This window comes from Rhodococcus sp. BUPNP1 (assembly GCF_002215235.1).
In the GTDB taxonomy this organism is placed as follows: domain Bacteria; phylum Actinomycetota; class Actinomycetes; order Mycobacteriales; family Mycobacteriaceae; genus Rhodococcus.
Genome location: NZ_NERM01000001.1, coordinates 332,486 through 358,490, shown reverse-complemented (window position 1 = coordinate 358,490; position 26,005 = coordinate 332,486). Strand labels below are relative to the sequence as shown.

At 67.8% G+C, this 26,005-nt stretch carries 18 protein-coding genes and 1 pseudogene; 6 read left to right on the top strand and 13 right to left on the bottom strand.

Translation table 11 applies throughout. The annotated features are described in order from the left end of the window. Positions 1-115 precede the first annotated feature (115 nt). From B9C99_RS01550 to B9C99_RS01540, 3 genes are read right to left on the bottom strand one after another with little or no spacing between them, the layout of a single operon-like run. Positions 116-2,086, bottom strand: a complete 1,971-nt coding sequence (locus B9C99_RS01550; protein WP_088896742.1) for a 5-oxoprolinase/urea amidolyase family protein — start codon at positions 2,084-2,086, stop codon at positions 116-118. A gap of 7 nt (positions 2,087-2,093) precedes the next feature. Then, complete coding sequence (locus B9C99_RS01545; RefSeq protein WP_088896741.1) at positions 2,094-2,744, bottom strand: urea amidolyase associated protein UAAP2; 651 nt, start codon at positions 2,742-2,744, stop codon at positions 2,094-2,096. Beyond that, positions 2,741-3,589, bottom strand: a complete 849-nt coding sequence (locus tag B9C99_RS01540) for an urea amidolyase associated protein UAAP1 (protein WP_088896740.1) — start codon at positions 3,587-3,589, stop codon at positions 2,741-2,743. Before B9C99_RS01540 ends, B9C99_RS01545 begins: the two co-directional genes overlap by 4 nt. A 174-nt stretch (positions 3,590-3,763) precedes the next feature. Between B9C99_RS01540 and B9C99_RS01535 the strand changes: the two genes are divergently transcribed. Then, positions 3,764-4,450 (top strand): TetR/AcrR family transcriptional regulator, encoded by a 687-nt coding sequence (locus B9C99_RS01535; RefSeq protein WP_088896805.1) that lies wholly within the window; start codon positions 3,764-3,766, stop codon positions 4,448-4,450. Here the strand turns inward: B9C99_RS01535 and B9C99_RS26320 are convergent. From B9C99_RS26320 to ctaD, 3 genes and pseudogenes are all read right to left on the bottom strand, one after another. Continuing rightward, positions 4,356-5,324, bottom strand: coding sequence for a hypothetical protein (locus tag B9C99_RS26320; protein ID WP_367301594.1), 969 nt, complete (start codon positions 5,322-5,324; stop codon positions 4,356-4,358). The genes B9C99_RS01535 and B9C99_RS26320 overlap by 95 nt on opposite strands. Positions 5,325-5,763: 439 nt before the next feature. Beyond that, positions 5,764-5,916 (bottom strand): annotated as a pseudogene (locus B9C99_RS26315) (FAD-dependent oxidoreductase); the annotation flags it as partial. A 59-nt stretch (positions 5,917-5,975) separates the two neighbouring features. Then, complete coding sequence (gene ctaD / locus B9C99_RS01525; protein ID WP_016694220.1) at positions 5,976-7,724, bottom strand: cytochrome c oxidase subunit I; 1,749 nt, start codon at positions 7,722-7,724, stop codon at positions 5,976-5,978. A gap of 268 nt (positions 7,725-7,992) precedes the next feature. Here ctaD and B9C99_RS01520 point away from each other — a divergent pair, with 268 nt between their 5' ends. From B9C99_RS01520 to fadD1, 3 genes are read left to right on the top strand one after another with little or no spacing between them, the layout of a single operon-like run. Next, positions 7,993-9,345 carry an NAD(P)/FAD-dependent oxidoreductase gene (locus B9C99_RS01520; RefSeq protein ID WP_088896739.1) on the top strand — a complete coding sequence of 451 codons (1,353 nt, stop codon included), beginning with the start codon at positions 7,993-7,995 and terminating at the stop codon, positions 9,343-9,345. Further along, complete coding sequence (locus B9C99_RS01515) at positions 9,327-10,226, top strand: alpha/beta hydrolase (RefSeq protein WP_088896738.1); 900 nt, start codon at positions 9,327-9,329, stop codon at positions 10,224-10,226. Before B9C99_RS01520 ends, B9C99_RS01515 begins: the two co-directional genes overlap by 19 nt. 53 nt (positions 10,227-10,279) lie before the next feature. Next, positions 10,280-11,848 carry a fatty-acid--CoA ligase FadD1 gene (fadD1, locus tag B9C99_RS01510; RefSeq protein ID WP_088896737.1) on the top strand — a complete coding sequence of 523 codons (1,569 nt, stop codon included), beginning with the start codon at positions 10,280-10,282 and terminating at the stop codon, positions 11,846-11,848. Between the two features lie 72 nt (positions 11,849-11,920). On the opposite strand, the gene B9C99_RS01505 is transcribed toward fadD1, so the two are convergent. The 6 genes from B9C99_RS01505 to B9C99_RS01480 all read right to left on the bottom strand — a co-directional run bounded on the left by B9C99_RS01505 (position 11,921) and on the right by B9C99_RS01480 (position 17,185). Further along, positions 11,921-12,904 (bottom strand): TauD/TfdA family dioxygenase, encoded by a 984-nt coding sequence (locus B9C99_RS01505; RefSeq protein WP_088896736.1) that lies wholly within the window; start codon positions 12,902-12,904, stop codon positions 11,921-11,923. Positions 12,905-13,038: 134 nt separating this feature from the next. Continuing rightward, entirely contained in the window at positions 13,039-13,764 is a 726-nt protein-coding gene (locus tag B9C99_RS01500) for a hypothetical protein (RefSeq protein ID WP_088896735.1), read from the bottom strand. A gap of 145 nt (positions 13,765-13,909) precedes the next feature. Continuing rightward, on the bottom strand, positions 13,910-14,422 hold the full coding sequence (locus B9C99_RS01495) for a hypothetical protein (protein WP_016694214.1): 513 nt from the start codon (positions 14,420-14,422) through the stop codon (positions 13,910-13,912). Further along, positions 14,419-15,276 carry a ParA family protein gene (locus tag B9C99_RS01490; protein WP_088896734.1) on the bottom strand — a complete coding sequence of 286 codons (858 nt, stop codon included), beginning with the start codon at positions 15,274-15,276 and terminating at the stop codon, positions 14,419-14,421. The genes B9C99_RS01495 and B9C99_RS01490 overlap by 4 nt, the downstream gene beginning before the upstream one ends. A gap of 95 nt (positions 15,277-15,371) precedes the next feature. After that, positions 15,372-15,815 carry a hypothetical protein gene (locus B9C99_RS01485; RefSeq protein ID WP_253249937.1) on the bottom strand — a complete coding sequence of 148 codons (444 nt, stop codon included), beginning with the start codon at positions 15,813-15,815 and terminating at the stop codon, positions 15,372-15,374. A 167-nt stretch (positions 15,816-15,982) separates the two neighbouring features. Beyond that, positions 15,983-17,185 carry a hypothetical protein gene (locus tag B9C99_RS01480; RefSeq protein ID WP_088896732.1) on the bottom strand — a complete coding sequence of 401 codons (1,203 nt, stop codon included), beginning with the start codon at positions 17,183-17,185 and terminating at the stop codon, positions 15,983-15,985. 791 nt (positions 17,186-17,976) lie between these two features. Between B9C99_RS01480 and B9C99_RS01475 the strand changes: the two genes are divergently transcribed. Next, on the top strand, positions 17,977-23,454 hold the full coding sequence (locus B9C99_RS01475; RefSeq protein WP_088896731.1) for a carboxyl transferase domain-containing protein: 5,478 nt from the start codon (positions 17,977-17,979) through the stop codon (positions 23,452-23,454). A 250-nt stretch (positions 23,455-23,704) separates the two neighbouring features. Here the strand turns inward: B9C99_RS01475 and B9C99_RS01470 are convergent, their stop codons facing one another. Beyond that, complete coding sequence (locus B9C99_RS01470; RefSeq protein WP_088896730.1) at positions 23,705-24,484, bottom strand: alpha/beta hydrolase; 780 nt, start codon at positions 24,482-24,484, stop codon at positions 23,705-23,707. A gap of 673 nt (positions 24,485-25,157) precedes the next feature. Here B9C99_RS01470 and B9C99_RS01465 point away from each other — a divergent pair. Continuing rightward, on the top strand, positions 25,158-25,991 hold the full coding sequence (locus B9C99_RS01465) for a 3-oxoacyl-ACP reductase family protein (protein ID WP_006553955.1): 834 nt from the start codon (positions 25,158-25,160) through the stop codon (positions 25,989-25,991). The last annotated feature ends 14 nt before the right edge of the window (positions 25,992-26,005 follow it).

The window sequence follows — 26,005 nt, the reverse complement described above, 5'->3', positions numbered from 1 at the left end:
GCGACGGGGTGACGAACACCGTTCACAGGGAACCTTACGCACCCGATGTGACGTCGCTGTAAAGATCTCTTCGGTCAGATGTACGGCAGATCAACGGTTTTCGGAACGATTCCCGTCACACGCCGTTCGCCTTCCACCGCGCGCGCTCCTGTCCGAAGGCGACGGACTGGGTCGCCTGGAACTTGCTGATCGAATCAGCGTTGTCCGCGAGGAACTTCCGGTGATCGGCCAGGGAGAAGGTGCCGTCGGTGATCTCCACTCCCCCACCGCGCCCCGCGGCGAGATCCGCTCGCAGATCGAGGAGTTCGTCGGGATCGACGGGGTACCACGAGATGCGGTCGAAGAAGCGCAGCAGCCAGGGGGTGCCGTCCTCGAACGGGCCGGCCGGCTGCGGGTGCCGGTGGTTCCACACCTGCGTGGTGCGGCCGACGAACTGGTAGCCGCCGGGGCCCTCCATGCCGTAGATGCACAGGTAGGCACCGCCGATGCCGACGGCGTTCTCGGGGGTCCAGGTGCGGGCGGGGTTGTACTTGGTGGTGACGAGGCGGTGGCGCGGGTCGAGCGGCGTCGCGACCGGGGCTCCGAGGTAGACGTCGCCGAGGCCGAGGACCATGTAGTCGGCGGCGAAGACGGTGTCGAAGACGTCGGCGACGGTGTCGAGGCCGTTCATGCGGCGGATGAACTCGATGTTCCACGGGCACCACGGGGCGTCGGAGCGCACGCCGTGCATGTAGCGCTGAATGGCCTCGCGGGTCGCCGGGTCGTCCCAGGAGAGCGGGAGTCGCACCTGGCGGCTGGGGACCTCGAGTTCGCTGCTGTCACCGATGGTGTCCTCGACCTCGCCGAGCAGACCGAGCAGGGTCGGCACGGACAGCACGTCGGGATCGACCTTGACCTGCAGCGACCGGATGCCCGGGGTGAGTTCGAGCAGGCCCGCGGGACGGTCGGCTTCGAGGCGCTGGTGCAGCGCGTGCACGCGGGCCCGCAGCTCCAGGTCGAGGGTCATGTCGCCGTACTCGACGAGGACGTTGTCGTCGCCGCTGCGGCGATACGTGACGGCGGTGTGCCCGTCACGGCGGGTGAGCACTCCGTCGTCACCGTCGCCACCGGCCGAGGTGACCAGGGACAGTCCGGCGCGACGCGCGACGCCGAGTTCGCGACGGGAGGCGGTGTGCTGCGACTTCACGGGCACGAACCGGACCGTGTTGCCGGGAGCGAGCTGGCCGAGCTTCCAGCGATCGGCGGCCACGACGGTCACCGGGCACACGAAACCGCCGAGGCTGGGACCGTCGGGACCGAGCAGGATCGGGGTGTCGCCGGTGAAGTCGAGTGCCCCGACCGAGTAGGCGTTGTCGTGGATGTTCGACGGGTGCAGGCCCGCTTCGCCGCCGTCGGTGCGTGCCCATTCGGGTTTGGGGCCGATGAGCCGCACGCCGGTACGGTCGGAGTTGAAGTGCACCTCGTAGTCGGTGGCGTAGAGGGCGTCGATGTCGGCGCGGGTGAAGAATTCGGGTGCGCCGTGAGGACCTTCGGTGACCGCGATCTCCCAGCGCGTGCTCAGAGCAGGCACGTGCTCGGACGGGACCGGCGCGCTCGTACCGGGAGCGTTCTCCCCCACGACGAGGACGTCACCCTCGCGCAGCGTCCGACCTTCGTGACCGCCGAACGTGCCGAGCGTGAACGTCGATGCACTGCCGAGGAATTCGGGGACGTCGAGACCACCGCGAACGAGGACGTAGACGCGCAGGCCCGGCCCGGAGACCGCGCCGACGTCGAGCAGGCCGCCCGCCGGGACGGTGACGGGCCGCCACTGCGGGACGACGACGCCGTCGACGTGCACGGTGACGGGCGCACCCGTCACGCACACCTCGGTCTCCTCCGTGAACCGCAGGGCGGGGCCGGCCATGGCGGTCTCGAGACCGGCAGCGCCCTCGTCGTTGCCGAGGGCGACGTTGCCGAGACGGAACGACAGGTCGTCCATGGGACCGGAGGGCGGCACACCGATCTGCCAGTAACCGGTGCGTCCGGGATAGTCCTGGACGGTGGTGAGCATTCCGGGACGTTCGACGGTGATCTTCGTGGTCATGGCTTCCTCACTCCCCGCGGGTGACGATCATGCGGACCGGCGTGGGGTCGAAGCCGTTGCACGGGTTGTTGATCTGGGGGCAGTTGGAGACGAGGACGAGCACGTCGCGCTCGGCGCGGATCGCGAGTCGCTTGCCGGGTGCGGACAGGCCGTCGACGATGCCGAGGGCGCCATCGGCCTCGACCGGCACGTTCATGAAGAAGTTGATGTTGGAGACGAGGTCGCGCTTGCCGAGTCCCCACTTGGCGCCTTCGATGAGGAAGTTCTCGACGCAGGCGTGCTGGTGCTTGGTGTGGTGGCCGTAGCGCAGGGTGTTGGACTCCTGCGAGCACGCACCGCCGACGGTGTCGTGGTTGCCCACCTCGTCGGCGACGAGCGTCATCAGCGGCTCACCGTCGGCGTCGCGCAGCACCGAACCGGTGGAGAGGAAGAGGTTCTGCTGGGCGGCGACGGTGGCGGCGGCGCTGTAGCGGCGGGTGTGGTCGGCGGCGTCGTAGACGAGGGTGTCGACGGCCTGGTTGCCGTGCAGGTCGACGATGGTGAGGACGTCGCCGGCGGCGACGACGGCCGACCAGGGGCCGCGGAGTCCGACGATCTCGTCGAGGACGACGCGACCGGGAACGAGGGCGAGGTCTGCGGTGTCGGCGGTGATGGTCATCGGCGGATCTCCGTTTCGGACGTGGCGGCGGCCCAGGCGTCGTCGGTGTTGAGCACGGCGCGCTGGTATTCGGGGTCGGTGTTCGGCAGCGAGTTCAGTTCGCCGGGCGCCCGCCAGGCGAGGACTTCGAGGCTGCCGGTGGTGAACTCGGGGTTCGGGTCGAGCGGGTGTGCGGTGTTGGCGATCAGGGCGATCACCGGCAGGTGGATCAGCAGGTCGACGGCGGCACCGGGACCTGTGTTGCCGGTGCTGACGAGGCTGCCGTCCTCCTCGACACGGACACCGTGGAAGAAGGACAGCGAGGGCGGCAGGTCGCGCGGCTGCAGGTCGTGCTTGGCCGCGGCGACCGTGAACAGTTCACGACCCGCGGGAGAACTCGAATGGAGCGATCCCTCACCGTATTTCGCGGTGTTCCCCGCGACGTGGGTCGTGCCGCACAGCGCATCGTGGCGACCGGAGGTGTCGGCGACGATCGTGGCGAGCACGCGGCCCTGATCGGAGAGCAGGGGGTGCCCGACACCGAGATAGGCCTGCCACGGCACCTTCACCGTGTCGGCGACGTTGAGCCGCTCGTGCGGTGCGTCGGCGCGGAACAGCAGGAGGTTGGCGCAGGCGGTGCCGTGGACGTCCCGCAGGCGCAGGCGGGTGCCCCGGGCGAGGACCTTGCTGGTGTAGCGGCCACCGGGAACGGTCTCGGCCCAGGTCATCGACGCCGCGCGACCGCTGGGCGGAGCCGGCCACGACGATGCCGGGACGATCGGCATGGCGTCTGTGACGGTTCCTGCCTGCGCTCGGGCATGGGCGCGAGCAGCGTGCGTGGTGGCGGTCGCGAGGGTCTCGGTCATGGCGCTCCGATCGGCGGTCCGGGGAAACTGTCGATCGACAGTTTTCCGATCGCGCATCTTCGGGGAATGTCCACGGCGTAACGAGTCCGTGACGTGTGTTTCGTGCGTGTGACGAAAACTTCACGCATGAAGACCGCGGTGCTGCACCATCTTTCGTCGTGTCACAGTGGAGAGGTGACCCATGCAGGACCAGGACGCCCCCGTCTCCACGCGCCGCGACGGCCCGGACCGACCGCGCGCGCCGAGATCCTCGACGCCGCCGCGGAACTGTTCACCACCCGCGGGTTCTCCCCCACGTCGACACGCACGATCGCCGAGGCGGTGGGGATCCGGCAGGCATCGCTGTACAACCACTTCGCGACGAAGAACGACATCCTCGTCGCATTGCTCGAGGACACCGTCGAACCGACCCTCGACTTCGACGACAATCTCGACCCCACGCTGCCGCCCGAGGTGCGCCTGTGCGCGCTCGCCTGGTTCGACACGGCCCAGTTGTCCGCGGGCAGATGGAATCTCGGTGCGCTCTACCATCTTCCGGAGCTTCGCACCGAACCGTTCGATCGTTTCCGGGAGGAACGCCGGCACCTGATGGAGCGCTACCGGATCCTGGCGGCGCAGATCGTCGGCGACGATGATCCCCGCACACACCTGCCGTTCCGGATCGTCGAATCGGTCATCGGCATGCGGGCCGACGACGGCGACGTCGACGCCGGGCTACCCGAAGCGCTGGCGACGGCGTCGCTGACGGTTCTCGGTGTCAGCGACGTTACGGCAGTGACGAGCGCGGCTCGGGCACTCGTGGTGGGGGTTCCCGGCGACCTGCTGGGCTCGATGACCCCGCCGTCTCGGCCACCCGCATGAAGCGCAGGGCGGGATCGTCGACCGGTTCGCGGCGCAGCCGTCTGCGGTCGAGATAGTAGTTCTGCTCCATCGACCACGGGCCGTCCTCCCCGGATGTGGGAAACACGTCGGCCGATCGCCGGAGATAGTTCGACGTGAGGTCCCAGAACGGTCCGCCACCGACGGCCGGGTCGTCGCAGACCGGGGTGACGATGTCGTAGCCGTGGTCGTCCATGTGGTCGAGCAACCGGCACAGATAGTGGCCGGTGAGGTCGACCTTGAGGGTCCACGAGTAGTTGGCGTAACCGAACGCGAAGACGAAGTTGGGTATGCCGGTGAGCATCGACGCCTTGTAGGTGATGCATTCGTGCCAGTCGACCGGTTCGCCGTCGACGTCGAGTTCGACTCGCCCGAACGGCACCATGTTCAGCCCGGTCGCGGTGACGATGACGTCGGCCTCGATCTCGCGCCCCGATTCGAGGGCGATCCCCGTGGGTGTGAACCGGACGATGCGATCGGTGACCACCGACGCCTCACCGGTGGCGATGGCGTGGAAGAGGTCGCTGTCGGTCGCGACGCACAGGCGCTGATCCCACGGGTCGTAGGACGGATTGAAGTGCACGTCGACGGGATAGTCGTCGGGCAGCACGCTCGTCATCCGCAGGCGCAGGAGACGGCGGAAGAGGTTCGGCGCCCGGCGACTCGTCCGGTACATCTCGTGCAGCAGACGGATGCTCAGGGAGCGGACGACGCGGTCGGCCGCCGATGTCGGGAGTGCACGCCGCAGTGCGTTGGCGACCTTGTTCTCCTTCGGCCACCCCAGGACGTAGGACGGGGAGCGCTGCAGCATCGTCACGTGCTCGGCGACGCCGGCCAGCGCGGGAATGAGTGTCATCGCCGTGGCGCCGCTGCCGATGACGACGACGCGCTTGCCCGCACAGTCGAGATCCTCGGGCCAGTGCTGGGGGTGGACGATGGTGCCGGAAGTCGTCGCTGCCCTCGAACTCCGGGCTGTACCCCTCGTCGTAGTCGTAGTAGCCGGTCGCGGAGAAGAAGAACGAGCAGGTCACCGTGAGCGTGGTGCCGTCGCTCGTGCGCCGGAGCGTGACCGTCCACCTGCCGGTGGCGGACGAGAAGGACGCACCGACGACGCGGTGCCCGAAGTGCAGGTAGGGACGCAGTCCGTGCTCGTCCACCGTCTCGTGGAGATAGCCGAGGATCTCGCTACCTCCGGCGTACGCGTGCTTCTTCCGCCACGGCTTGAACTCGTAACCGAGGGTGTGGAGGTCGGAGTCGGAGCGCACACCGGGATATCGGAACAGGTCCCATGTGCCGCCGAGCGCGTCGCGTGCCTCGACGATCGCGAAGCTCGTCCCCGGACTCTTCGTCTTCAGGTGGTAGGCCGTGCCGATGCCGGAGATACCGGCGCCGACGATCAGGACATCCACCTCGGCGGGCACGCCCCCGCCGGGTTCGACTGCGGTCATGTTCGCTCGACTCCGTCCTTCGGCGGGGTTCGTTCGATGCGCGGGGCTATCCCGCTCGATCACTCACGGGGGACGTCGCCCGGCGTGCGGTCGGCACCTTCGAGCACATTCACCTCGTGCTTGTCGCTACCCGGACCCACGTGCGCCTCGGCACGCATCCGCTCGACCATGTCGGGATAGTGCAGCTCGAAGGCAGGGCGCTCCGAGCGGATCCGCGGCAGCTCGTAGAAGTTGTGCCGCGGCGGCGGGCAGGTCGTCGCCCATTCGAGCGAATTGCCGTAACCCCACGGGTCGTCGACCGTGACGACCTGGCCGTAGCGGTAGCTCTTGAAGACGTTCCACACGAACGGCAGGGTCGACGCGCCCACGACGAAGGCACCGATCGTGGAGATCGTGTTCAGGGTGGTGAACCCGTCCGAGGGCAGGTAGTCGGCGTAGCGACGGGGCATGCCCTCGTTGCCGAGCCAGTGCTGCACCAGGAAGGTGGTGTGGAAGCCGATGAAGGTCAGCCAGAAGTGCCAGCGGCCGAGTTGCTCGTCCATCAACCTGCCGGTCATCTTCGGGAACCAGAAGTAGATGCCGGCGTAGGTCGCGAACACGATGGTGCCGAAAAGCACGTAGTGGAAGTGGGCGACGACGAAGTACGAGTCGTGCAGGTGGAAGTCCAGCGGCGGGCTCGCGAGGATGACGCCGGTCAGGCCACCGAAGAGGAAGGTCACGATGAAGCCGACGGCGAAGAGCATCGGTGTCTCGAAGGTGATCTGGCCCTTCCACATGGTGCCGATCCAGTTGAAGAACTTCACACCGGTCGGGACGGCGATCAGGAAGGTCATGAACGAGAAGTACGGCAGCAGCACGGCGCCGGTGGCGTACATGTGGTGCGCCCACACCGCGATGGACAGCGCGGCGATCGCGATGGTCGCGTACACGAGGCCGCTGTATCCGAAGATCGGCTTACGGGAGAACACCGGGAAGATCTCCGAGACGATGCCGAAGAACGGCAGCGCGATGACGTACACCTCGGGGTGACCGAAGAACCAGAACAGGTGCTGGAAGAGCAGCACGCCGCCGGTCGCGGGGTCGTAGATGTTGCCGCCGATCACCCGGTCGACGAAGGCACCCATGAAGGCCGCGGCGAGCAGGGGGAAGACGAGGAGCACGAGGATCATCGTGATGAAGATGTTCCACGTGAAGATCGGCATCCGGAACATGGTCATGCCGGGTGCACGCATGCACACCACGGTGGTGATCATGTTGACGCCGCCGAGGATGGTGCCGAGACCCATGACGATCAGGCCGAGGAACCACAGATTGCCGCCGATACCCGGCGAATGGATCTCGTCGGCGAGCGGCATGTAGGACGTCCAGCCGAAATCGGCTGCACCGCCGGGCGTGATGAATCCGAAGGCCACGGTGAGCGCACCGAAGAGGAACAGCCAGTAGCTGAAGGCGTTCAGGCGCGGGAAAGCGACGTCGGGGGCACCGATCTGCAGCGGCAGGATGTAGTTCGCGAAACCGAAGACGATCGGGGTCGCGTACATCAGCAGCATGATGCCGCCGTGGTTGGTGAACAGCTGGTTGTACTGCTCGTTCGACAGGAACTGCAGACCGGGCACCGCCAGCTCCGCGCGCATCAGCAGGGCGAGCACACCGCCGAACAGGAAGAACGAGAACGAGGTGAAGATGTACATCAACCCGAGCTTCTTCGGGTCCGTCGTGGTGATCAGGTCGTAGAGGACCGCGCCCTTGGAGTGGTACCGCGGCGGATACGGCCGCGTGGGCTTGACGGGAGCGACAACCGCGTTCATCGGGCCTCCTCGAGCCGCCGGGAAGGCGGCAACGGTGCGGCGCGGACGGGATCGACGGCGCGCGGCGATCACCACCCGCGATGCTGCAGGTGAACTCAGAGTAGGCGTTCCATCTCACACGCGCACCGGGTTCGCGGACCGAATTGCGACGCGACGACGGGCGAGCGGAACGTCCCGTGTACACGGAAGAGAACGTGTTCTACATTGTGACCGTCGTCACTGCAGGTCGTCGCTCCGAGCACCTGCACCACCGCGTCGAAGGGACACCATGTCGGCACCTACCACCGCGGTCATCGGCGCCGGTATCAGCGGGTTGACCGCCGGAAAGATGCTGTGCGACTACGGGGTGCCCTACACCTGCTTCGAGAGCTCCGATCGTGTGGGCGGCAACTGGGCCTTCGGCAATCCCAACGGCCACAGCAGCGCGTACCGCTCACTGCACATCGACACGTCGAAGCATCAGCTGTCGTTCAAGGACTACCCGATGCCGGAGTCCTATCCCGACTTCCCGCACCACACGCAGATCAAGGAGTACCTCGACGGTTACACCGACGCCTTCGGACTGCGGGGCAACATCGAGTTCCGCAACGGTGTCCGCCACGCGCGACGGCGACCCGAAGGCGGGTGGGAGCTCGATCTCGAGGACGGCAGCACGCGCGAGTTCGAGTTCCTCGTCGTCGCCAACGGTCACCACTGGGATCCCCGGGTGCCGGAGTTCCCCGGGCACTTCGCCGGCGAGTCGCTGCACTCCCACCACTACATCGACCCGCGCACCCCGATGGATTTCGCGGGCAAGCGCATCCTCGTGGTGGGGCTCGGCAACAGCGCGGCCGACATCGCCGTGGAGTTGTCGTCGAAGGCGTTGCAGACCGAGGTGACGCTGTCGACGCGCTCGAGTGCGTGGATCGTCCCGAAGTACATCGCGGGCCGGCCGGCCGACAAGTTCTACCGCACCGTCCCCTACATACCGATGTCGTGGCAACGGAAGATCGCGCAGTGGGGCCAGCCGCTGCTGTCGGGACGTCCCGAGCGGTACGGGCTGCCCACTCCGAACCACAAGTTCTTCGAGGCGCACCCCACGCAGTCGGTCGAACTGCCGCTGCGCCTCGGCTCGGGCGACATCGTCGCGAAACCCGACATCGAACGGTTCGACGGCCACACGGTCCACTTCGTGGACGGAACGTCGGCGGAGTTCGACGTCGTCATCTACGCGACCGGCTACAACATCACCTTCCCGTTCTTCGATCCGGAGTTCATCAGCGCTCCCGACAACCACATCGCGCTGTACAAGCGGATCTTCGCCCCGGGCATCCCCGACCTCGCGTTCGCCGGTTTCGCGCAGGCCACGCCCACTCTGTTCCCGTTCGTCGAATGCCAGGCGCGACTGATCGCGGCCTATGCGATCGGCCGTTACGCCCTTCCGTCCGAGGACGAGATGCGCCGCGTCATCGTCGAGGATCAGCGCACGTTCACCGGGCACATGCTCGACCGCCCCCGGCACACGCAACAGCTCGACTATTTCGCCTACGAGTTCGACATCCGGACGCGCGAGCTGCCCGCCGGAATCGCCCGTGCCGGCCGGGCATCGAAGGAGGACGCCTCGTGCACCCGCGTTCACTGACCTTCCCCTCCGGGGGCGAGACGGTCCACGCCTGGCACTTCACCCCCGGATCCGACGTTCTCGGCAGCGCCGACGGGGCACCGGTCGTGGTCATGGCCCACGGTCTGGGCGGGACGAAGGACTCCGGTCTCGCCCCGTTCGCCGAGCGGCTCGCGGCCGCGGGCATGCACGTGCTCGCCTTCGACTACCGGGGATTCGGTGAGTCCGGAGGCACCGACCGTCAGCGCGTCGACGTCGCGGGACAGATCGCCGATTACCGCGCAGCCGTCTCGACTGCGCGACGACTGGACGGCGCCGATCCGCGTCGCGCCGTGCTGTGGGGCGTGTCGTTGTCGGGCGGACACGTCCTGTCCGTCGCGGCCCAGGACCGGGACGTCGCGGCCGTCGTGTCCGTGACACCGCTCGTCGACGGACCGGCTGCGGGTGTCCTCGCGGCCCGGCATCACGCGCCCTCGTCGCTGGCCCGCTCGACGGCAGCGGGGCTTCGCAGCCGGGTGGCGCGACGCTCGTCGACCACCATCCCGATCGTGGGTCCACCGGGCACGGTCGCCGCCCTGTCGTTGGACGGCTACCGCGAGGACTATCTCTCCCTGGCGGGCCCGACCTGGCGCAACGAGATCGACGCCGACGTCGTGCTGTCGCTCGGCACCTACCGTCCCGCGCGACACGCGTCGTCCGTTGCGTGCCCCGTCCTGGTGCAGATCGCGGACTTCGATCGCAGCGCTCCCCCGCACGCCGCGGCGCGCGCAGCCTTCCGCGCCCGCGCCGAGGTGCGTCACTATCCGTGCGACCACTTCGACGTGTGGCCCGGCAAGGATTGGTTCGACCCGGCCGTAGAGCATCAGATCCACTTCCTGACCCGACATCTCGCTGCGCAGTAACCCCGAGGGATCCGTCTTCACGGATCCCTTCCCTTCGCACATCCGAGGTAGCCATGGCAGAGACCGTCCAGCAGGCACTCCGCGACCTGCTCGAGAACGACACCGCGGCCATCGTCCACGACACCGGCAGGTGGACCTGGCGCGAACACCTGCAGGAGGCATCCGCTCAGGCGGCGGCACTGCTGTCGCTGATGGACCACGACCGGCCGGTGCACGTCGGAGCGCTGCTCGGCAACACCCCCGCCTTCCTCCACGCGATCGCCGGGGCCGGGCTCGCGGGGTTCCCGCTCGTCGGCATCAACAACACCCGACGCGGTGAGGGCCTGGCACGCGACATCCTGCGGGCGGACTGCCAGATCCTGCTGACCGACGCCGAGCACGCCCCACTGCTCGACGGTCTGGATCTCGGCGACGTCATCGTCTTCGACGTCGCGAGCCCCGAGTGGCGGGCACTCGTCGACGGGACCGGTCCGCTCGAGCCGTATCGGGAGGTCGGTCCGACCGATCCGTTCATGCTGATCTTCACCTCGGGGACGAGCGGGGATCCGAAGCCGGTGATGCTCGCCCACATGATGGTGTTGTTCTCGGGCGGCACCCTCGTCCCGCGGTTCTCGATCACGAGCGACGACGTCGTCTACCTGTCGATGCCGTTGTTCCACTCCAACGCGATCCTCGCCGGGTGGTGCGTGTCGCTGTGCAGCGGCGCGGCGATGGCACCGGCGTCGTTCTCCGCCTCGCACTTCCTCGACGACGTGCGCCGCTACGGCGCGACCTACATGAACTACGTCGGCAAGCCCCTCGCGTACATCCTCGCGACCGTCGAACGACCCGACGACGCCGACAACCCCCTCCGGGTGGCGTTCGGCAACGAGGCCACCGACCGCGACATCGAGGAGTTCGGCCGGCGCTTCGACTGCACCGTCTGGGATGGTTTCGGGTCGACCGAGGCTGCGGTGATCATCACCCGCGACGAAGGCACCCCACCCGGATCGATCGGTCGAGGACTGCCGGGTGTGGACGTCTACGATCCGGAGACCCTCACCCCCTGTGCCCACGCGGAGTTCGACGACAACGGCGCCCTGATCAACGCCGACAAGGCCGTCGGCCAACTCGTCAACACGCAGGGCGCCGGATTCTTCACCGGCTACTACAACGACGAGGCAGCCACCGACGAGTGTCTGCGGGGCGGCATGTTCTGGTCGGGCGATCTCGCCTACAAGGACGCGGACGGCTGGATCTACCTCGCCGGTCGCACCGCCGACTGGATGCGCGTGGACGGTGAGAACCTCGCCGCCGCTCCCATCGAGCGCATCCTGCAGCGACTGCCGCAGTTGAGTCGCGTCGCCGTCTACGGTGTGCCCGACGAACACGTGGGCGACCAGGTCATGACCGCGATCGTGCTGCGCGACGAGACGTCGCTCGTCCCTGAGGAATTCGAGAAGTTCCTCTCCGAGCAGGCCGATCTGTCCCCCAAGGCGTGGCCGAGATACGTGCGGATCGCGGCGGATCTGCCCACCACGGCCACCAACAAGATCCTCAAGCGCGCGCTCGAGAAGGAAGGACCCACGGCCGGCGACGGTGTGCTGTGGGTCCGCGAGAACGAGAAGTACGTCGTGACCTGATGCTGCGGAGCGCGAAACGGTCATCGGCGCAGGATGTTTCGCGATCTTTCGACCGTTTCGCGCTCTGCTGTCTCAGTTCGCGTCGAAGCCAGGCAGCCGCGACGGCTCCTCGACCACCGAGTACTCGCTCGCGTCGCCCTGCACAACCCGACTGCGCGTGCCGTCGACGCCGACGGGGATGTCGCCGGCGAGGGTGATGCGGTGCAGGCGGCGGGTGTGGTCGCCGAAGTCGGCGATGCCGTAGTGCTGCGTGGCGCGGTTGTCCCAGATCGCGACGTCGCCGCTTTCCCACGACCAGCGGAAGGTGTTCTCCAGCTTCGTGATCCGACTCTGCAACAGCTGGAGCAGCACGGCGGTCTCCGACGGCTTGAGACCGACGAACTCCTTCACGAAGTGACCGAGCAACAGGGTGCGCTCACCCGTCTCGGGATGGACCCGCACCACCGGGTGGATCGTCTCGTAGGTGTTGCGGCGGAACTCGTCCTGGTAGCGGCGGCGCTCCTCGGTCAGCGCCGGATCCGAGCTGCCCGCGTCGAGCTTCTCGGCGTAGTCGTAGAGGTTGGTGTGCAGGGCCCACAGGTTGTCGACGAGCGCCTTCAACGCGTCCGGCAACTGCTCGTAGGCTGCGGTCGTGGACGCCCACGTCGTCGCACCGCCGTACGGCGGCAGGGTCACCGCCCGCAGGATCGACGCCTTCGGAATGCGGTCGACGAAGCTGACATCGGTGTGCCAGCTGTTCGCGGCACCCTCGATGGGCAACAGCCGCTTGCCCTTCGAGTGGACCGTGGGGTGCGACTGGGTCTGCATGCCGAGCAGACCCGCGAAGGCCCACTGCTGCTCGTCGTCGAGATGATGCTGGTCGCGGAAGACGATCGCCTTGTGCACGGCGAGGGCGTAGCGGATGGCCTCGACGGTCTCGGGCGCCAACGACCCGGACAACCGCACTCCGTCGATCCGCGCACCGATGTGCTCCCCCAGCTTGGTGACGACGATGCCGCCGGCGGTGTAGACGGATTCGGCGGTGGTCGTGTCGCGATCGAGTTCGGTGATGGTCATGCGATCTCCCCTTCGATGATCTGAACCGGGCATTGTTGATTGCGCCGGTTCAGTTCACCGCCATCCGTCGGCAGAGTCGACGGTTGTGGTCAGCCAGATCGAAACGAGCCGAAGCCGCTATCGGGAGTGCGTTCTCACTTGAGGATCTCGCTCCGCCAGAAGGTGTTGCCGTCGGGGACGGTCTCGTGGTCGTCGAAGAAGGTGACGAGCGCCTGTGCGGCTGCCGCGGCGTCCGGGAAGCGACGCCCCTCCATCGGTCCCCGGGTGATCTCGAGCGTCCCTGAGGCCGGATCGAGGCGCCCCTGCACGCGATACCCGCCGATGTCCGCCACCACTGCGCGTCGCTCGTCGACGACCTCGGGTTCCGCGACCGTACGTACGACCGGACGTTCGGCGCGGGCCCGCGCAGCCGGTACCGGAGTCGCGTCGTGGTCGGGATCCTTGACCGCGTCGAGACCGAGCAGGTCCCAATGGTCGTGCCCGTGAACAACATTGCTGCGCTGGATGGGATGACTGCCGGTCGGGGTGCGGCCGGGGCGGTCGGCGAGCCAGAGCGCGACCTCCTCCTCGATCCCCGCTTCGATGTCCTCCGCGTCCACCACGTAGAACTCCGGTACCGCGGGCGCGAGATCCACGAAGACCCAATGCGACACGCCTGCACCGTCGGCGGCGGGAACCCCGTCCCGGCGTCGCGCGAGCCACGGATCGCTCGCCGTCGAGCACACCCGCACCACACGTTCGGATCCGTCCGCGCCCTGTACGCGGACGTCGCGTTGTCCCGGGATCGGCTCGGCGCGGCCGCCGCGCGCCAGAACCTCGGCCACGAAGGCCACGACTCCCTGCCGAACGATGTCCCCCATCTCGACTCCTCTTCTCGGTGCGCACATCGAGCGGTGACTCGGGATCGACGCGCGATGTGCCCACGTCCTGCGCGGTCTCGTCGAGACCGGAGGTCTGCTGCGACCATACGTTGCTACGAGCGGAAGAAGAACCGTCTGTGACCGATCACCGGAAAGCATCACCCTTCGTGGTGAGCGCCTTGACCCGTTCGACGATGCGGTCCTGCAGCTTGGACGGGGTACGCCAGCGCATCGCGAGCTTGTCGTAGTCCATGGCGTGCTCGGCGATGATGTCCTTGAGCTGTTCGACCCCGAGGGACGACAGTCTCTCCCGCAGAGTCGCCTCCCCGCTCTCGCGGTACACCACGAACGGGTCGAAGGCCCCGGGTGCGCGCCGGCTGCGACGCGCCGAGGTTCGGGCCGCGGCGGGCCGCGCAACAGGAGCGGGAGCAGGGGTCGGAGTACTCGGGTCCGCGGTGACCGAGAGCGCTCCCGCGAGTGCCTTCGCGAAGCGCGGCGTGCGTGCGGCCTCGTCGGCGATCACCTGGACGAGAGCGACGAGCGCGCCGGCCGTACCGGGAGCCGCCTCGTCGAGCCGGAGCAGTGCAGAGCTCGCCTCGCCGATGCGCACCCGCAGACGCGCCTGTGCCATGTCGGTATCGGTGCCGGGATTCGTCACAGGTACACCTGCGCATTCATCATGATCGTCTCGGTGAGGATGCGCAGTGCGTCGTACTGACCGGTGTTGCCGTACTTGCGCTTGAGCGTGCCGTAGGGCACGAACTCGGCGGACGCCGCGATCTGGTTGGCCTCGGGCACCCAGGCCGGAACGACGTTTGCGATCCGCTCGTCGCGCTGGAGCTGTTCGATGATCGTGCGGTGCAGATTCGAGGCACTGCGGTACTTCGTGATGACGAGGCCGATCTCCCGCACCGTGTGCCCGGTCCGCTTCGCGAATTCCTGGATCTTCGTCTGCAGCGGCGGAATTCCGTAGGTGGACAGGATGTCGGGAATCGTGGGGACGAGATAGCCGTCGGCGAGACGCAAGCCGTTGAGGGTGAGGATCCCGAGATTCGGCGGGCAGTCGATCAGGATGTAGTCGTACCGGTCGGCGATGGGCCGCACGGCGGAGAGGAGGAGCTCGACGGGACGGTGCGAGCCCGGATCGGCGTACTGCTGGTGGGTGAGGCCCTCCTGGATGTCCATGAGATCCAGGGACGACGCGAGCAGGTCGAGATCGCGGACCACACGTACGGGCGAGACGCCCTTCTGGACGGCCTTCTCGATGTCGAACGCGTCGGCGTCGGGCGCGATCGCCTTACGGAAGAGTGTCGCGAGGGTCAGACCGAGCTCGTTCAGTTCGCGCCAGCGCTCCTCCCCCACCATCATCGTGGTGAGGTTGGTCTGCGGGTCGAGATCGATCATGAGCACCCGCTGCCCGAACTCCGCCGCCATGAACTCACCCAGAGCGGCCGTCGTCGTGGTCTTGCCGACACCACCCTTCAGGTTGATCGTCGCGATTACCCGTGCCACCCCACACCTCTTCGGGAAAGAAATTCACTACTCGTTGTTGCGAGCAAAACTACCCGAAGGCGGACATACGGGGCCGCCGGGTGGCAGCTGCCGGGTCAGCGACCCCTCGACTCGACCGCGAGACGAGGCATGCCGGCGAGTTCATCGGGGGTGACGTACGAATCGGAGGTCGCGAAACCGCTCAGGTACAGCGGCGGCTCACGGTCTGCGACCGCGCGCACGATCTGCCCCTCCGAGACGAAGACGATGAGCCCTTCGGCATCGGATCCCGGCATGTTCCGCCAGGTGGTCCCCGGGGTGTGCATCACGCGGTTGAGTTCGCTCATCAACACCGGGACACGGAAGTAGTACATCCGGTCCCACGACTCGACACCCGCTGCGGCCGCGACCTCCCCGAGCGTTCGGGACCGTCCGGAGACGAGCACCGATTCGAACTCCGCCTCGAGCCTCGGGTCGTCGACGACGGACACGCTCGTCGCCCCCGAGCAACCCGAGACCCCCAGCGCCGCAGCGACAGCCAGCGCAAAACCAGTACGCACGAACCGCGACGCCACCGCGCCCCCCTGTGTATCGACCCCCGATAGGACGCGAGGAAGCTACCACCGGTTCGGACAAATGCACCAGTGAAGCCGGTCACTTTCCACGAGTTCGGGGATCCGGCCCGAAGCACAGCCGAATCGATGTGACCGATGACAGTAACTCCGAGTTACTCCTTTGCGGTGAGCTCGGCGATGTCCGTCCACAGAGCACTGCGGAGCGCGACCATCGGTTCGGCCGCAGCGCCGAGCTGGTCGCCGACGAAATCGGTGTTCTCGGCAGACAACTCGCGCGCGCCCGACCTGCCGATCAGATCGTCGATCCGCTGGTCGAGGCTTGCGGTGCGCTGCGCGATGTGCGCGAGATGCAGATGGTCCTCCGCCCGCGTGAGCAGGTCGCCGATACGCGCGAGCGCGGTGACCCGCGCCAGGATCTGATCCCATACCGGTTCGAGCGCTGCCACACGGGATTCGAGACCGGACCGCGCCTCCGGTGCCGATCGGATCGCGGACTGCAGCTCGTCGAGCAGGTCGCGCAGGGCGACGGTGTCCACCGCGATCTGGGTGAGTTCCTCGGCGAGGTCGAGCTGAGCTCGTTGAACCTCGAAGTACCCCGAACGCCACGCGGCCGACGCCTCGATGCGGTCGTACAGGGACCCGGCGAGGAAGAGCAGTGTGTCGTAGCGGTCGACGAAGCGGTCGTCGCCGGAGGGCACCTCACGTCCGAGCCGCTCGGCGACGCGGCGACCCGCCTCGGCCAGCGGAGTGCGCTCGGACCAGCGACCCACGCGGTCGACGGCGACACCGAGCACCATCCCCCGGGCCTGTTCGACGGGCGCGACGGGCATGGGCGCGGGGGTGCGTTGCAGTGCGGCGAACAGTGCCTCGCGTTGTTCGATCTCGAGGTGCAGGCCGTCGCGCCGGTCGCGGCGCACGGCGCGGACGCCCTGGGCGTAGTGCAGGGGTGAGTGCACGACGGTCTGCCGCGCTGTCCGGATGCGTTTGCCGAGTTCGTTGGCCCGGTATTCGAGTGCGAGTCGCGCGGCGCCGGGACGCAGACCGTCGATGCGTGCGCGGATGCGGGCGTGCTCGTCGGACAGCCGGCGCAGCTCACCGAATCCGTCGAGGCCGGGCAGCCGGCGCCCGACGTGCCGGCGGTTCGCCAGCACCGCACGTGCCGATTCGTCGAGGTAACCGGCGGCCAGCGCGACCGCGGCGGCATCCGACAACGGAGCGTGCCTGCCCTCGATGCTGCTGGTCTCGCACCACCGGCGGACCTGCCCGGCGATACGTGTCCGCCGGTCCACCGACGGGATGTCCTGACCGAGCGCGTCGTCGCGTCCCGGGAGGTGGGGTCGATCGGCTTCGGACACGGGAATCCTCCTCGCGGCTCGTCCGCAGGCGTGCGCTGTCCACTGTTCCAGATTCCGCGCGGACTCGGAGAAATGCCCGGTAACGGCCCCGATACCGCGCGGTCCACTGTCACGATCCGACGCGTAAGCGACCGCTCTCCGGTTCGGTTGAGACCTTCGCGTTTTCGCGCCTCGTGACGGATGTCACAGCATCGTCGAGGCGGCTCGGAACGGTTTGTCCGATCCCGGATCGCGCCCGATCCGGGGCGCGCGAAAACCGGTGCGTACCAGCGGAAACGAAGGGTCGCTCGAGACAGGCTCCGGACGCCTCGGAAAGTTACCGACCGGTGTTACTGCACAGTACCGGCGGCGCCCGGAACCGGAGATCCCCGTCCCGACACCCGCTACCGAACGAAAGCCCCTGCGCGCGAATATTAGTGAGAGGACTCGACCGCGAGAAGGCCGCCGATCGCTCCGCATGGAAGCAAAACGTGACAAACCCTCATGTTTCCTCCATGCTGTTATCCGAACGGAGCCTTCGCCCAGGGGGACGTGACCGTCACACCGACGGCCGTAGCTGCGGAGACCTGTTCGAAACGGTCCTTCGGACACCGCGGATGTTGCCCGGTGGATCGACGACGAACACGCATGCCCATGCCAACCACGAGGAGCCGACCGCTACATGTTCCCGCTCGCGTCGCCAACACGAGACGTGGGACGTAGGACCGGTTAGTTTGTCCTCCTCATTGGGGTGGAGCTTCGAGACGCGCGCCCGATGCGTGCACAAACCATGGAGAACGGTGGCAACGAGTATGTTCAAGCGGATCGCAGTGGTCAATCGTGGTGAGGCGGCCGTACGCCTCATCCGGGCAGTCCGGGAGCTCAACTCCGAGCACGGTTACGACATCAGGACGATCGCTCTGCACACCGACGCCGAACGACGGGCGATGTTCGTCCGTCAGGCCGACGAAGGAGTGACCCTCCGTCCGTCGACGACGGCGGCGACCCCCTACCTCGATCATGCAGAACTCGAGCGCGCGCTCCTCGAGGCGAAGGCCGACGCCGTGTGGGTCGGCTGGGGCTTCGTCGCCGAGGATCCCGCCTTCGCCGAGCTGTGCGCCCGCCTCGGGATCACCTTCATCGGCCCCTCCGCCGACGCCATGCGCCTGCTCGGCGACAAGGTCGAGGCGAAGCTCCTCGCCGAGAAGGTCGGCGTTCCCGTCGCACCGTGGTCCGGTGGACCGGTCGATTCCCGCGCCGACGCACGCCGTCACGCGCAGGCCATCGGCTACCCGCTGATCATCAAGGCCCGCTCCGGCGGCGGTGGCCGCGGCATCCGCAAGGTCTACGCCGAGGACGAGCTCGAACTCGCCCTCGAGCGCACCCAGGGTGAGGCCGAGCGTTCCTTCGGCGACCCCGTCGTGTTCATCGAGCGTCTCGTCACCGACGCGCGCCACGTCGAGGTCCAGGTCATCGCCGACAAGCACGGCAACGTGTGGGCCCCGGGCGTGCGCGACTGCTCGATCCAGCGCAAGAACCAGAAGGTCATCGAGGAATCCGCTTCGCCGCTGCTCACCAAGGAGCAGTCCGACCACCTGCGCGCGGTCTCGGCCGATCTCGTCCGCGCCGCCGGCTACGCCGGTGCCGGCACCGTCGAGTACCTCTACCAGCCCGACCTGAAGATCTTCACCTTCCTCGAGGTCAACACCCGCCTGCAGGTCGAGCACCCCATCACCGAGGCCACGACCGGCATCGACCTCGTGAAGCTGCAGATCCTCGTCGCCTCCGGTGAGAAGCTTCCCGGCGAGTGCCCCTCCGAGTTCGGTCACGCCGTCGAGGCGCGCCTGAACGCCGAGGATGCCGCCAACGGCTTCGCGCCCGCCCCCGGCACCGTGCAGCTGCTGAAGTTCCCGCTCGGCTCCGGCCTGCGTGTCGACACCGGGATCGCCCAGGGCGACGTCATCCCGCCCGACTACGACTCGATGGTCGCCAAGATCATCGCGTGGGGCCGCGACCGCGACGAGGCACTCGCCCGCCTGCGCACCGCTCTGCGCGAGACCACCGTCGTCCTCGACGGCGGCACGACCACCAAGTCGTTCCTGCTCGATCTGCTCGATCGTTCCGAGGTCATCGACGCCTCCGCCGACACCGGCTGGCTCGACCGCACCGGCGCCGGCACCGAGACCGGTCCGTCCAAGGTCGCCGACGTCGCTCTGATCGCGACGGCCGTCGACGTCTACGACACCGACGAGGCCCGCGAGCGCTCCGCCTTCCTCGCCTCGGCCCGCGGCGGTCGCCCGCGTGCCGGGCACGCCGTCGGACGCAAGATCGAGCTGAGCTATCAGGGCCAGGCCTACGAGCTCGTCGTCGGCCAGGTCGGCCCGCACCGCTACCGCGTCGACACCGGTTCTGCCGAGTTCGACGTCGACGTCGAGCGGCTGGGCGACTACGAGTCGCGCCTGACCCTCGGCGGACGCCGCCACAACGTGGTCTCGATCGCCGGTCCCGCCCACTTCCTCGTCGAGGTCGACGGCATCAGCCACCAGATCAGCCAGGACGAGGCCGGCGTGGTGCGCACCCCTGCCCCGGCCGTGGTCGTCGCGGTTCCTATCGCCGTGGGTGACGAGGTCGAGGCCGGCCAGACGCTCGTCGTGCTCGAGTCGATGAAGATGGAGACCGCGGTCCGCGCTCCCTTCGCCGGTAAGGTCCGCGAGATCCTCGCCGTCGTCAACGCGCAGGTCGACGCGGGTGCCCCGCTCCTGCGGGTCGACCAGATCGTCGAGGAGGTCGTCACCGAGACCGTCGAGCGCGTGGAGTTCGCCGCACCGGCACCCTCGATCAGCGACGACGTCGCGGCCGACGCTCTCGCCCGCCTCGATTCGCTCGCCGCTCTGGTCACCGGGTACGACGTGTCCGCCAAGCGCACCGCAGCCCTGCTCGCCGAGTACGAGCGTCTGTCCGGCTCCGTCGACTCGTGCGCGCTCGTCCGCGCCGAACTCGCCCTGCTGACGACCTTCGCGGACGTGTGCGAACTGTCGCGCAACCGTCCGACCGAGGAGGAGAAGAACAGCGACGACCGGGTCCACAGCCCCCGCGAGTTCTTCCACGGCTACCTGCAGTCGCTCGACGTCGAGGTCGGGGGTCTGCCCGACAGCTTCCGTGCACGTCTCGCCCGCGCCCTGCGGCACTACGACGTCCTCGAACTCGATCGCACCCCGGAGCTCGAGGAGGCCGTCTACCGGTTGTTCCTCGCGCTCGAGCGCATCGAGGCCCACGTTCCCGTGGTCACCTCGCTGCTCGATCGCTGGGTCGAGCGCGACGACACCGAGGTGGGGATCTCCCACGAGCTCAACGAGGTCCTCGACCGGCTGATCGTCGCGACCCAGGTCCGCTTCCCGGTCATCGGTGACACCGCCCGCAACCTGCGGTACCGGTACTTCGAGGAGCCGGTGATCCGCAAGGCCCGCGAGCAGGTCTACGACGGGGTCCGCGGTTCGCTCGCGTACCTCGCCGAGCATCCGCAGGCGACGGACTACGCGGAGCGCATCGATTCGCTGGTCGCCACGCCCGAGCCGCTGATCGATCTTCTCGCACAGCAGATCACGCGTCCGGAGTCCGTTCCGGGCCCGCTGCTCGAGGTCATCGTCCGACGGGCGTACAAGATCCGCACCCTCGAGGACGTGCGTTCGTCCACGGTCGGCGGGCATCAGTTCGTCACCGGCAACTTCGATCTGCGCGGCACGCGTCTGTACCTGATGTCCGCGGAGGCTCCGCAGGCCGAGTTCGCGTCGCTGCTCGACGCCGTCGAGGAGTCGGCGGCCTCGGTTCCCGACACGAAGAACCTCGTGATCGACCTGTACCTCGCGTGGGACGACGCTCCGGCCGATGCCGACGCCCAGGCCGACGCGCTGCGCGCCGAACTCGCCGCACGCCCCGTGACGGGCGGTGCCCGTCGCGTGACGGTGACGGTCTGCCACACCGACACGGCCGAAGAGCATGTGTTCACCTTCCGCCCCTACGAGACCGGATACGCGGAAGAGGCCAACATCCGCGACATCCACCCGCTCACGGGTCAGCGTCTGGATCTGTGGCGCCTGAAGAACTTCGACGGCACCCGCCTGCCCGCCAACCCGGACACCTACCTGTATCACCTGGTGTCGCAGGACAATCCGTCCGACGAGCGGTTCATCGCCCTCGCCGAGGTGCGCGACCTGACGCCGCAGCGCGACGAGTCCGGCCGCATCGTCGGACTGCCCGCCTTCGAACGGGCTCTCGCGAGCTCGCTCGACGGTATGCGCCGCGCCCAGGCCACCCGCGGCGGGCGTCGTCTCGACGCGAACCGTGTGGTGCTCTACGTGTGGCCCGCCGTCGATCTCGACATGGAGGACCTGCGCCGCATCGGCCGCAACGCCGCGCCGCTGACCGTGGGTGCCGGCCTCGAAGAGATCACCGTCATCGGATCGTGGCGTGACCGTCAGGACGAGCCGGCACGCGAGGTCGCCCTGCGCTTCTCGTACCGCTCCGGTGCGGGCGTCATCGTGCGGGTCACCGAGCCGCCGAAGGAGCCGCTGAAGCCGCTCGACGAGTACACCCAGAAGGTCCAGCGGTCCCGTGCCCGCGGCACCGTCTACCCGTACGAGCTGATCCCGCTGCTCACCGGCAGCGAGGGCACCTTCGTCGAGTACGACTTCGACGAGCAGGGCACCCTGGTGCCCGTCGACCGGCCCTACGGCCGCAACACCGCGGGTCTGATCGTGGGTGTCGTCGACACCCCGACCCCGCGGTACCCCGAGGGCATGAAGCGCGTCGCGCTGTTCGGTGATCCCACCAAGGCGCTGGGCACCGTCGCGGAGGCCGAGTGCTCCCGCGTCGTCGCCGCGATCGACCTGGCGGAGAGCCTGAATGCTCCCGTCGAGTGGTTCGCGCTGTCGTCCGGCGCGACGATCTCCATGGGCTCGGGCACCGAGAACATGGACTGGGTGTCGCGCGGCCTGCGTCGTATCATCACGTTCACGCAGAACGGCGGCGAGATCAACGTCGTGGTCACGGGCATCAACGTCGGCGCGCAGCCGTACTGGAACGCCGAGGCGACGATGCTCATGCACACCAAGGGCATCCTCGTGATGACCCCGGACAGCGCCATGGTGCTCACGGGCAAGCAGTCGCTCGACTACTCGGGTGGCGTCTCCGCCGAGGACAACTTCGGTATCGGCGGCTACGACCGCGTCATGGGCCCCAACGGCCAGGCGCAGTACTGGGCTCCGAACCTCAGTGCCGCCATCGAGACGCTGTTCGCGCACTATGCCCACGCCTATGTGGCGCCGGGCGAGCGCTTCCCGCGCAAGGCCGTGTCCGCCGACCCGGTCGACCGCAACGTGTGCGTGTACCCGCACGTGCATCCGTCCAGCGACTTCACCACCGTGGGCGACATCTTCTCGTCCGAGACCAACCCGGATCGCAAGAAGCCGTTCGACATCCGCACGGTGATGCGTTCGGTGGTCGACCAGGACCACGCCGTGCTCGAGCGGTGGGCCGACATGGCCGACGCCGACACCTCGGTCGTGTTCGACGCACATCTGGGTGGAAACCCGGTGACGGTCATCGGCATCGAGTCCCGCGCGATCCCGCGCAAGGGCTGGTTCCCGGCCGACGGACCGGACCAGTGGACCTCGGGCACGCTGTTCCCCAAGTCGTCGAAGAAGACGGCGCGGGCGATCAACGCGGCGAGCGGCAACCGCCCGCTCGTGGTGCTCGCCAACCTGTCGGGCTTCGACGGCTCCCCCGAGTCGCTGCGCAACCTGCAGCTCGAGTACGGTGCCGAGATCGGCCGGGCGATCGTCAACTTCGACGGTCCGATCGTGTTCGTCGTGGTCTCCCGCTACCACGGTGGTGCCTTCGTGGTGTTCTCGGGCGCACTGAACGAGAACATGGAAGTCCTCGCCGTGGAGGGTTCGTTCGCCTCGGTGCTCGGTGGTGCTCCGGCGGCCGCGGTGGTCTTCACCCGCGACGTCAACAAGCGCACCGCGAGCGATCCGCGGGTCGTGGAACTCGAGGCCCAGCTGCGGGCCGCCGAGGACGGCGACAAGGCACGACTGGGCGTCGAGCTCACCGCTCTGCGCACCGCGGTGCGGTCGGAGAAGCTCGGTGAGGTGGCAGCCGAGTTCGAGGCGATCCACAACATCCAGCGCGCACAGCAGGTCGGCTCGGTCGACGCGATCGTGCCGGCGGTCGAGCTGCGGCCGCAGATCATCGCGGCCGTCGAGCGCGGCATGGCACGCACGCTCGCGTAACCCACGCAAGTAGAGCGAGACCCCACCGGAACACTTCCGGTGGGGTCTCGTCGTCGTGGGGCCGTCGTGCGGGTCGGTCGTCGTGATCGTCGTCCCGGTCGTCGTCGTGCAGATCGTCGCAGCGGTCGTCCCACTCGTCGTAGAAGTCCTCGACGTGGTCCGCCGCCGTGTCCTCCCAGTCCTCTAACCACGCGTCGCACGTCGTGACGTCGATGTAGGGGATGTCGGTGGGCCGAAGATGACGAAATCTTCATCCGAGACGCGTACGGATCCACTCGACCAGGATCCGGGCCACCTCGTGAGGAGCCTCCGGGACGAGGGCGTGCCCGCAACCCGGCACGACGGCCGTGGAGACGAGTCCGCTTCCGAACTCGTCGACGAGCTCGCCTCGGGTCTCTGCGGGCCGGAAGACGTCCTCTCCCGCCTGTACGTCGAGCAGAGGTGACGGTGCCACCGTCCACCACGATTCCTTGTCGGTCGCGGCCATCGCTGCCCGCTGCGAGACGATCGCGTCGGGCCACCACCCGTCGAGCCACACCGCCGGATCGTGCCCTTCGGCGAAGAAGACGTCGCGCAGGTGCACGAGCCGTTCGTCGTCGGGAAGCGACAGGTCGGAGCACTTGGCGACACGCTCGGTCAGCGAGGCCGGGAATCGGCGGGCGCCGGCGGCGAGCACGGCGACACCCCGGACGAGTTCGGGCCGGTCCGCGGCGAGGACCCGGGCCACGTAGTGCCCGAACGCGTGGCCGGCCACCACGGCGGGTGCGGCGTCGAAGTGCTCGATGACGGCGGCGACGTCGCCCGCGAGGTCGTGCAGGTCGAGGTCGGTCATGGGTCCGCGGCTGCTGCCGATACCTCGGGGTTGCGGTCGCAGAGCGGTGAATCCCGCTGCCGCGAGGTCGCTTGCAATCGGATCGAATTCGTAGGAATCGCGTCCGAGGGAGGGAAGGAGGACGACTGCCGGTCCTTCCCCGTCGAGACGCACCTCGAGTTCGGCCACCGGTGTTTCGACGAGACGAATGCTGCTCACGGGGTCATCCTCTCATCGCCGGAAGAGCTGTGCTTCGACACAATCACCCGGCATGGTGTCGAGAATCACACCGATGCGAGGTGTGGCGCGTTTTCGAACGGGGAATACAGGGAGACTCGTCCCGGTTGCAGTCCGGCGGCACGGAGTGCGCCCCTCCCCGAGGAACGCCCGGCGACAGCCTCCGCATACGATTCGTCGCAGAATCCGTTCTACTGCACCATATTTCACAGTCGCTCCCGAAACAGCTTCTCGTTCATGCCATGTGCACACAGTCGTACCTGACTTGCCGGTAGTACGTTGTGCCATTCTGGAACACTCGCATTCGTGCAGGCTGTACGTCCATGACGGGTACGGACATTCAGCATGTTCGTACCGCGCGGTAACCCATTTTCCCGACCTAATTCTATTGCAGTACATGCTTTCTCGATTCAACCGGACAAATCGGCGCGATTTCGGAGTCCGAATTGTTTCTGGTGACAACATGATCGAGGTGTTGCATGATTGTCGCCGCAGGGAGTTACGAGCCAATGGCGGCTCGTTTCAGAGGACACGCGTTCGAGTCAGGGGGATTCGAAACGTGCTCCTCCACAGGGAAATCAACGCGCAGGGGGCGTTTGCGCGACGTCGGCGACCAGCCGCGCCCTTCGCCCCCTCGCACAGCGAGGAGATCAGCATGACCAGCACCATCGAACCCAGCTCGCAGATCGCTGCCGGCGGAAACAAGCTCCGCGGACGCGTCGCCTTCGTCACCGGCGGCACGCGCGGCATCGGTGCGGCGATCAGCCGCAGCCTGGCGAGCCAGGGCGCGACCGTCGCCGCAGGCTACGGACGCAACACCGCCCAGGCGGATCAGTTCCTCGCAGACCTGAACGAGACGGGTCGCAAGGACGTCCGTTACTCGGTGCACCGCGGTGACGTCGCGAACGCCGACGACTGCCGACGCACCATCGACGAGGTCATCGAAACGCACGGCCGTCTCGACATCCTGATCAACAACGCCGGCATCACCATCGACCGCACGGTGCTGAAGATGCAGGACGAGGACTGGGACACCGTCATCGGCGTGAACCTCTCGGGTGCGTTCTACCTGGCACAGGCCGCACTGCGGCACATGCTCGAGCGTGGCACCGGACGCATCGTCAACGTCTCCTCCGTCATCGGCGAGACCGGCAACATCGGCCAGGCCAACTACGCGGCATCGAAGGCCGGCCTGTTCGGTCTCACCAAGACCCTCGCCAAGGAAGCGGCCTTCTACCTGGCCAAGAACGACAAGCTGGACCCGAACGGCATCGGCGTCACCGTCAACACCGTCACCCCGGGCTTCGTCGCCACCGAGATGGTCGAGGCCATCCCCGAGAAGGTTCTCGCGCGCATCACCGACACCATCCCCGTGAAGCGACTGGCCGACCCGCAGGAGATCGCCCGGGTCGTGCACTTCCTCGCCGCGGACGCCTCCTCGTACATCACCGGTCAGGTGTGGGGCGTCAACGGCGGCCTGGACATGTGATCCGGCCACCCCAC

Coding starts and splice junctions, on each gene's coding strand:
- B9C99_RS01550 (WP_088896742.1), bottom strand. CDS start 2,086: ATGACCACGAAGATCACCGTCGAACGTCCCGGAATGCTCACCACCGTC.
- B9C99_RS01545 (WP_088896741.1), bottom strand. CDS start 2,744: ATGACCATCACCGCCGACACCGCAGACCTCGCCCTCGTTCCCGGTCGC.
- B9C99_RS01540 (WP_088896740.1), bottom strand. CDS start 3,589: ATGACCGAGACCCTCGCGACCGCCACCACGCACGCTGCTCGCGCCCAT.
- B9C99_RS26320 (WP_367301594.1), bottom strand. CDS start 5,324: ATGACACTCATTCCCGCGCTGGCCGGCGTCGCCGAGCACGTGACGATG.
- ctaD (WP_016694220.1), bottom strand. CDS start 7,724: ATGAACGCGGTTGTCGCTCCCGTCAAGCCCACGCGGCCGTATCCGCCG.
- B9C99_RS01520 (WP_088896739.1), top strand. CDS start 7,993: ATGTCGGCACCTACCACCGCGGTCATCGGCGCCGGTATCAGCGGGTTG.
- fadD1 (WP_088896737.1), top strand. CDS start 10,280: ATGGCAGAGACCGTCCAGCAGGCACTCCGCGACCTGCTCGAGAACGAC.
- B9C99_RS01505 (WP_088896736.1), bottom strand. CDS start 12,904: ATGACCATCACCGAACTCGATCGCGACACGACCACCGCCGAATCCGTC.
- B9C99_RS01500 (WP_088896735.1), bottom strand. CDS start 13,764: ATGGGGGACATCGTTCGGCAGGGAGTCGTGGCCTTCGTGGCCGAGGTT.
- B9C99_RS01475 (WP_088896731.1), top strand. CDS start 17,977: ATGTTCAAGCGGATCGCAGTGGTCAATCGTGGTGAGGCGGCCGTACGC.
- B9C99_RS01465 (WP_006553955.1), top strand. CDS start 25,158: ATGACCAGCACCATCGAACCCAGCTCGCAGATCGCTGCCGGCGGAAAC.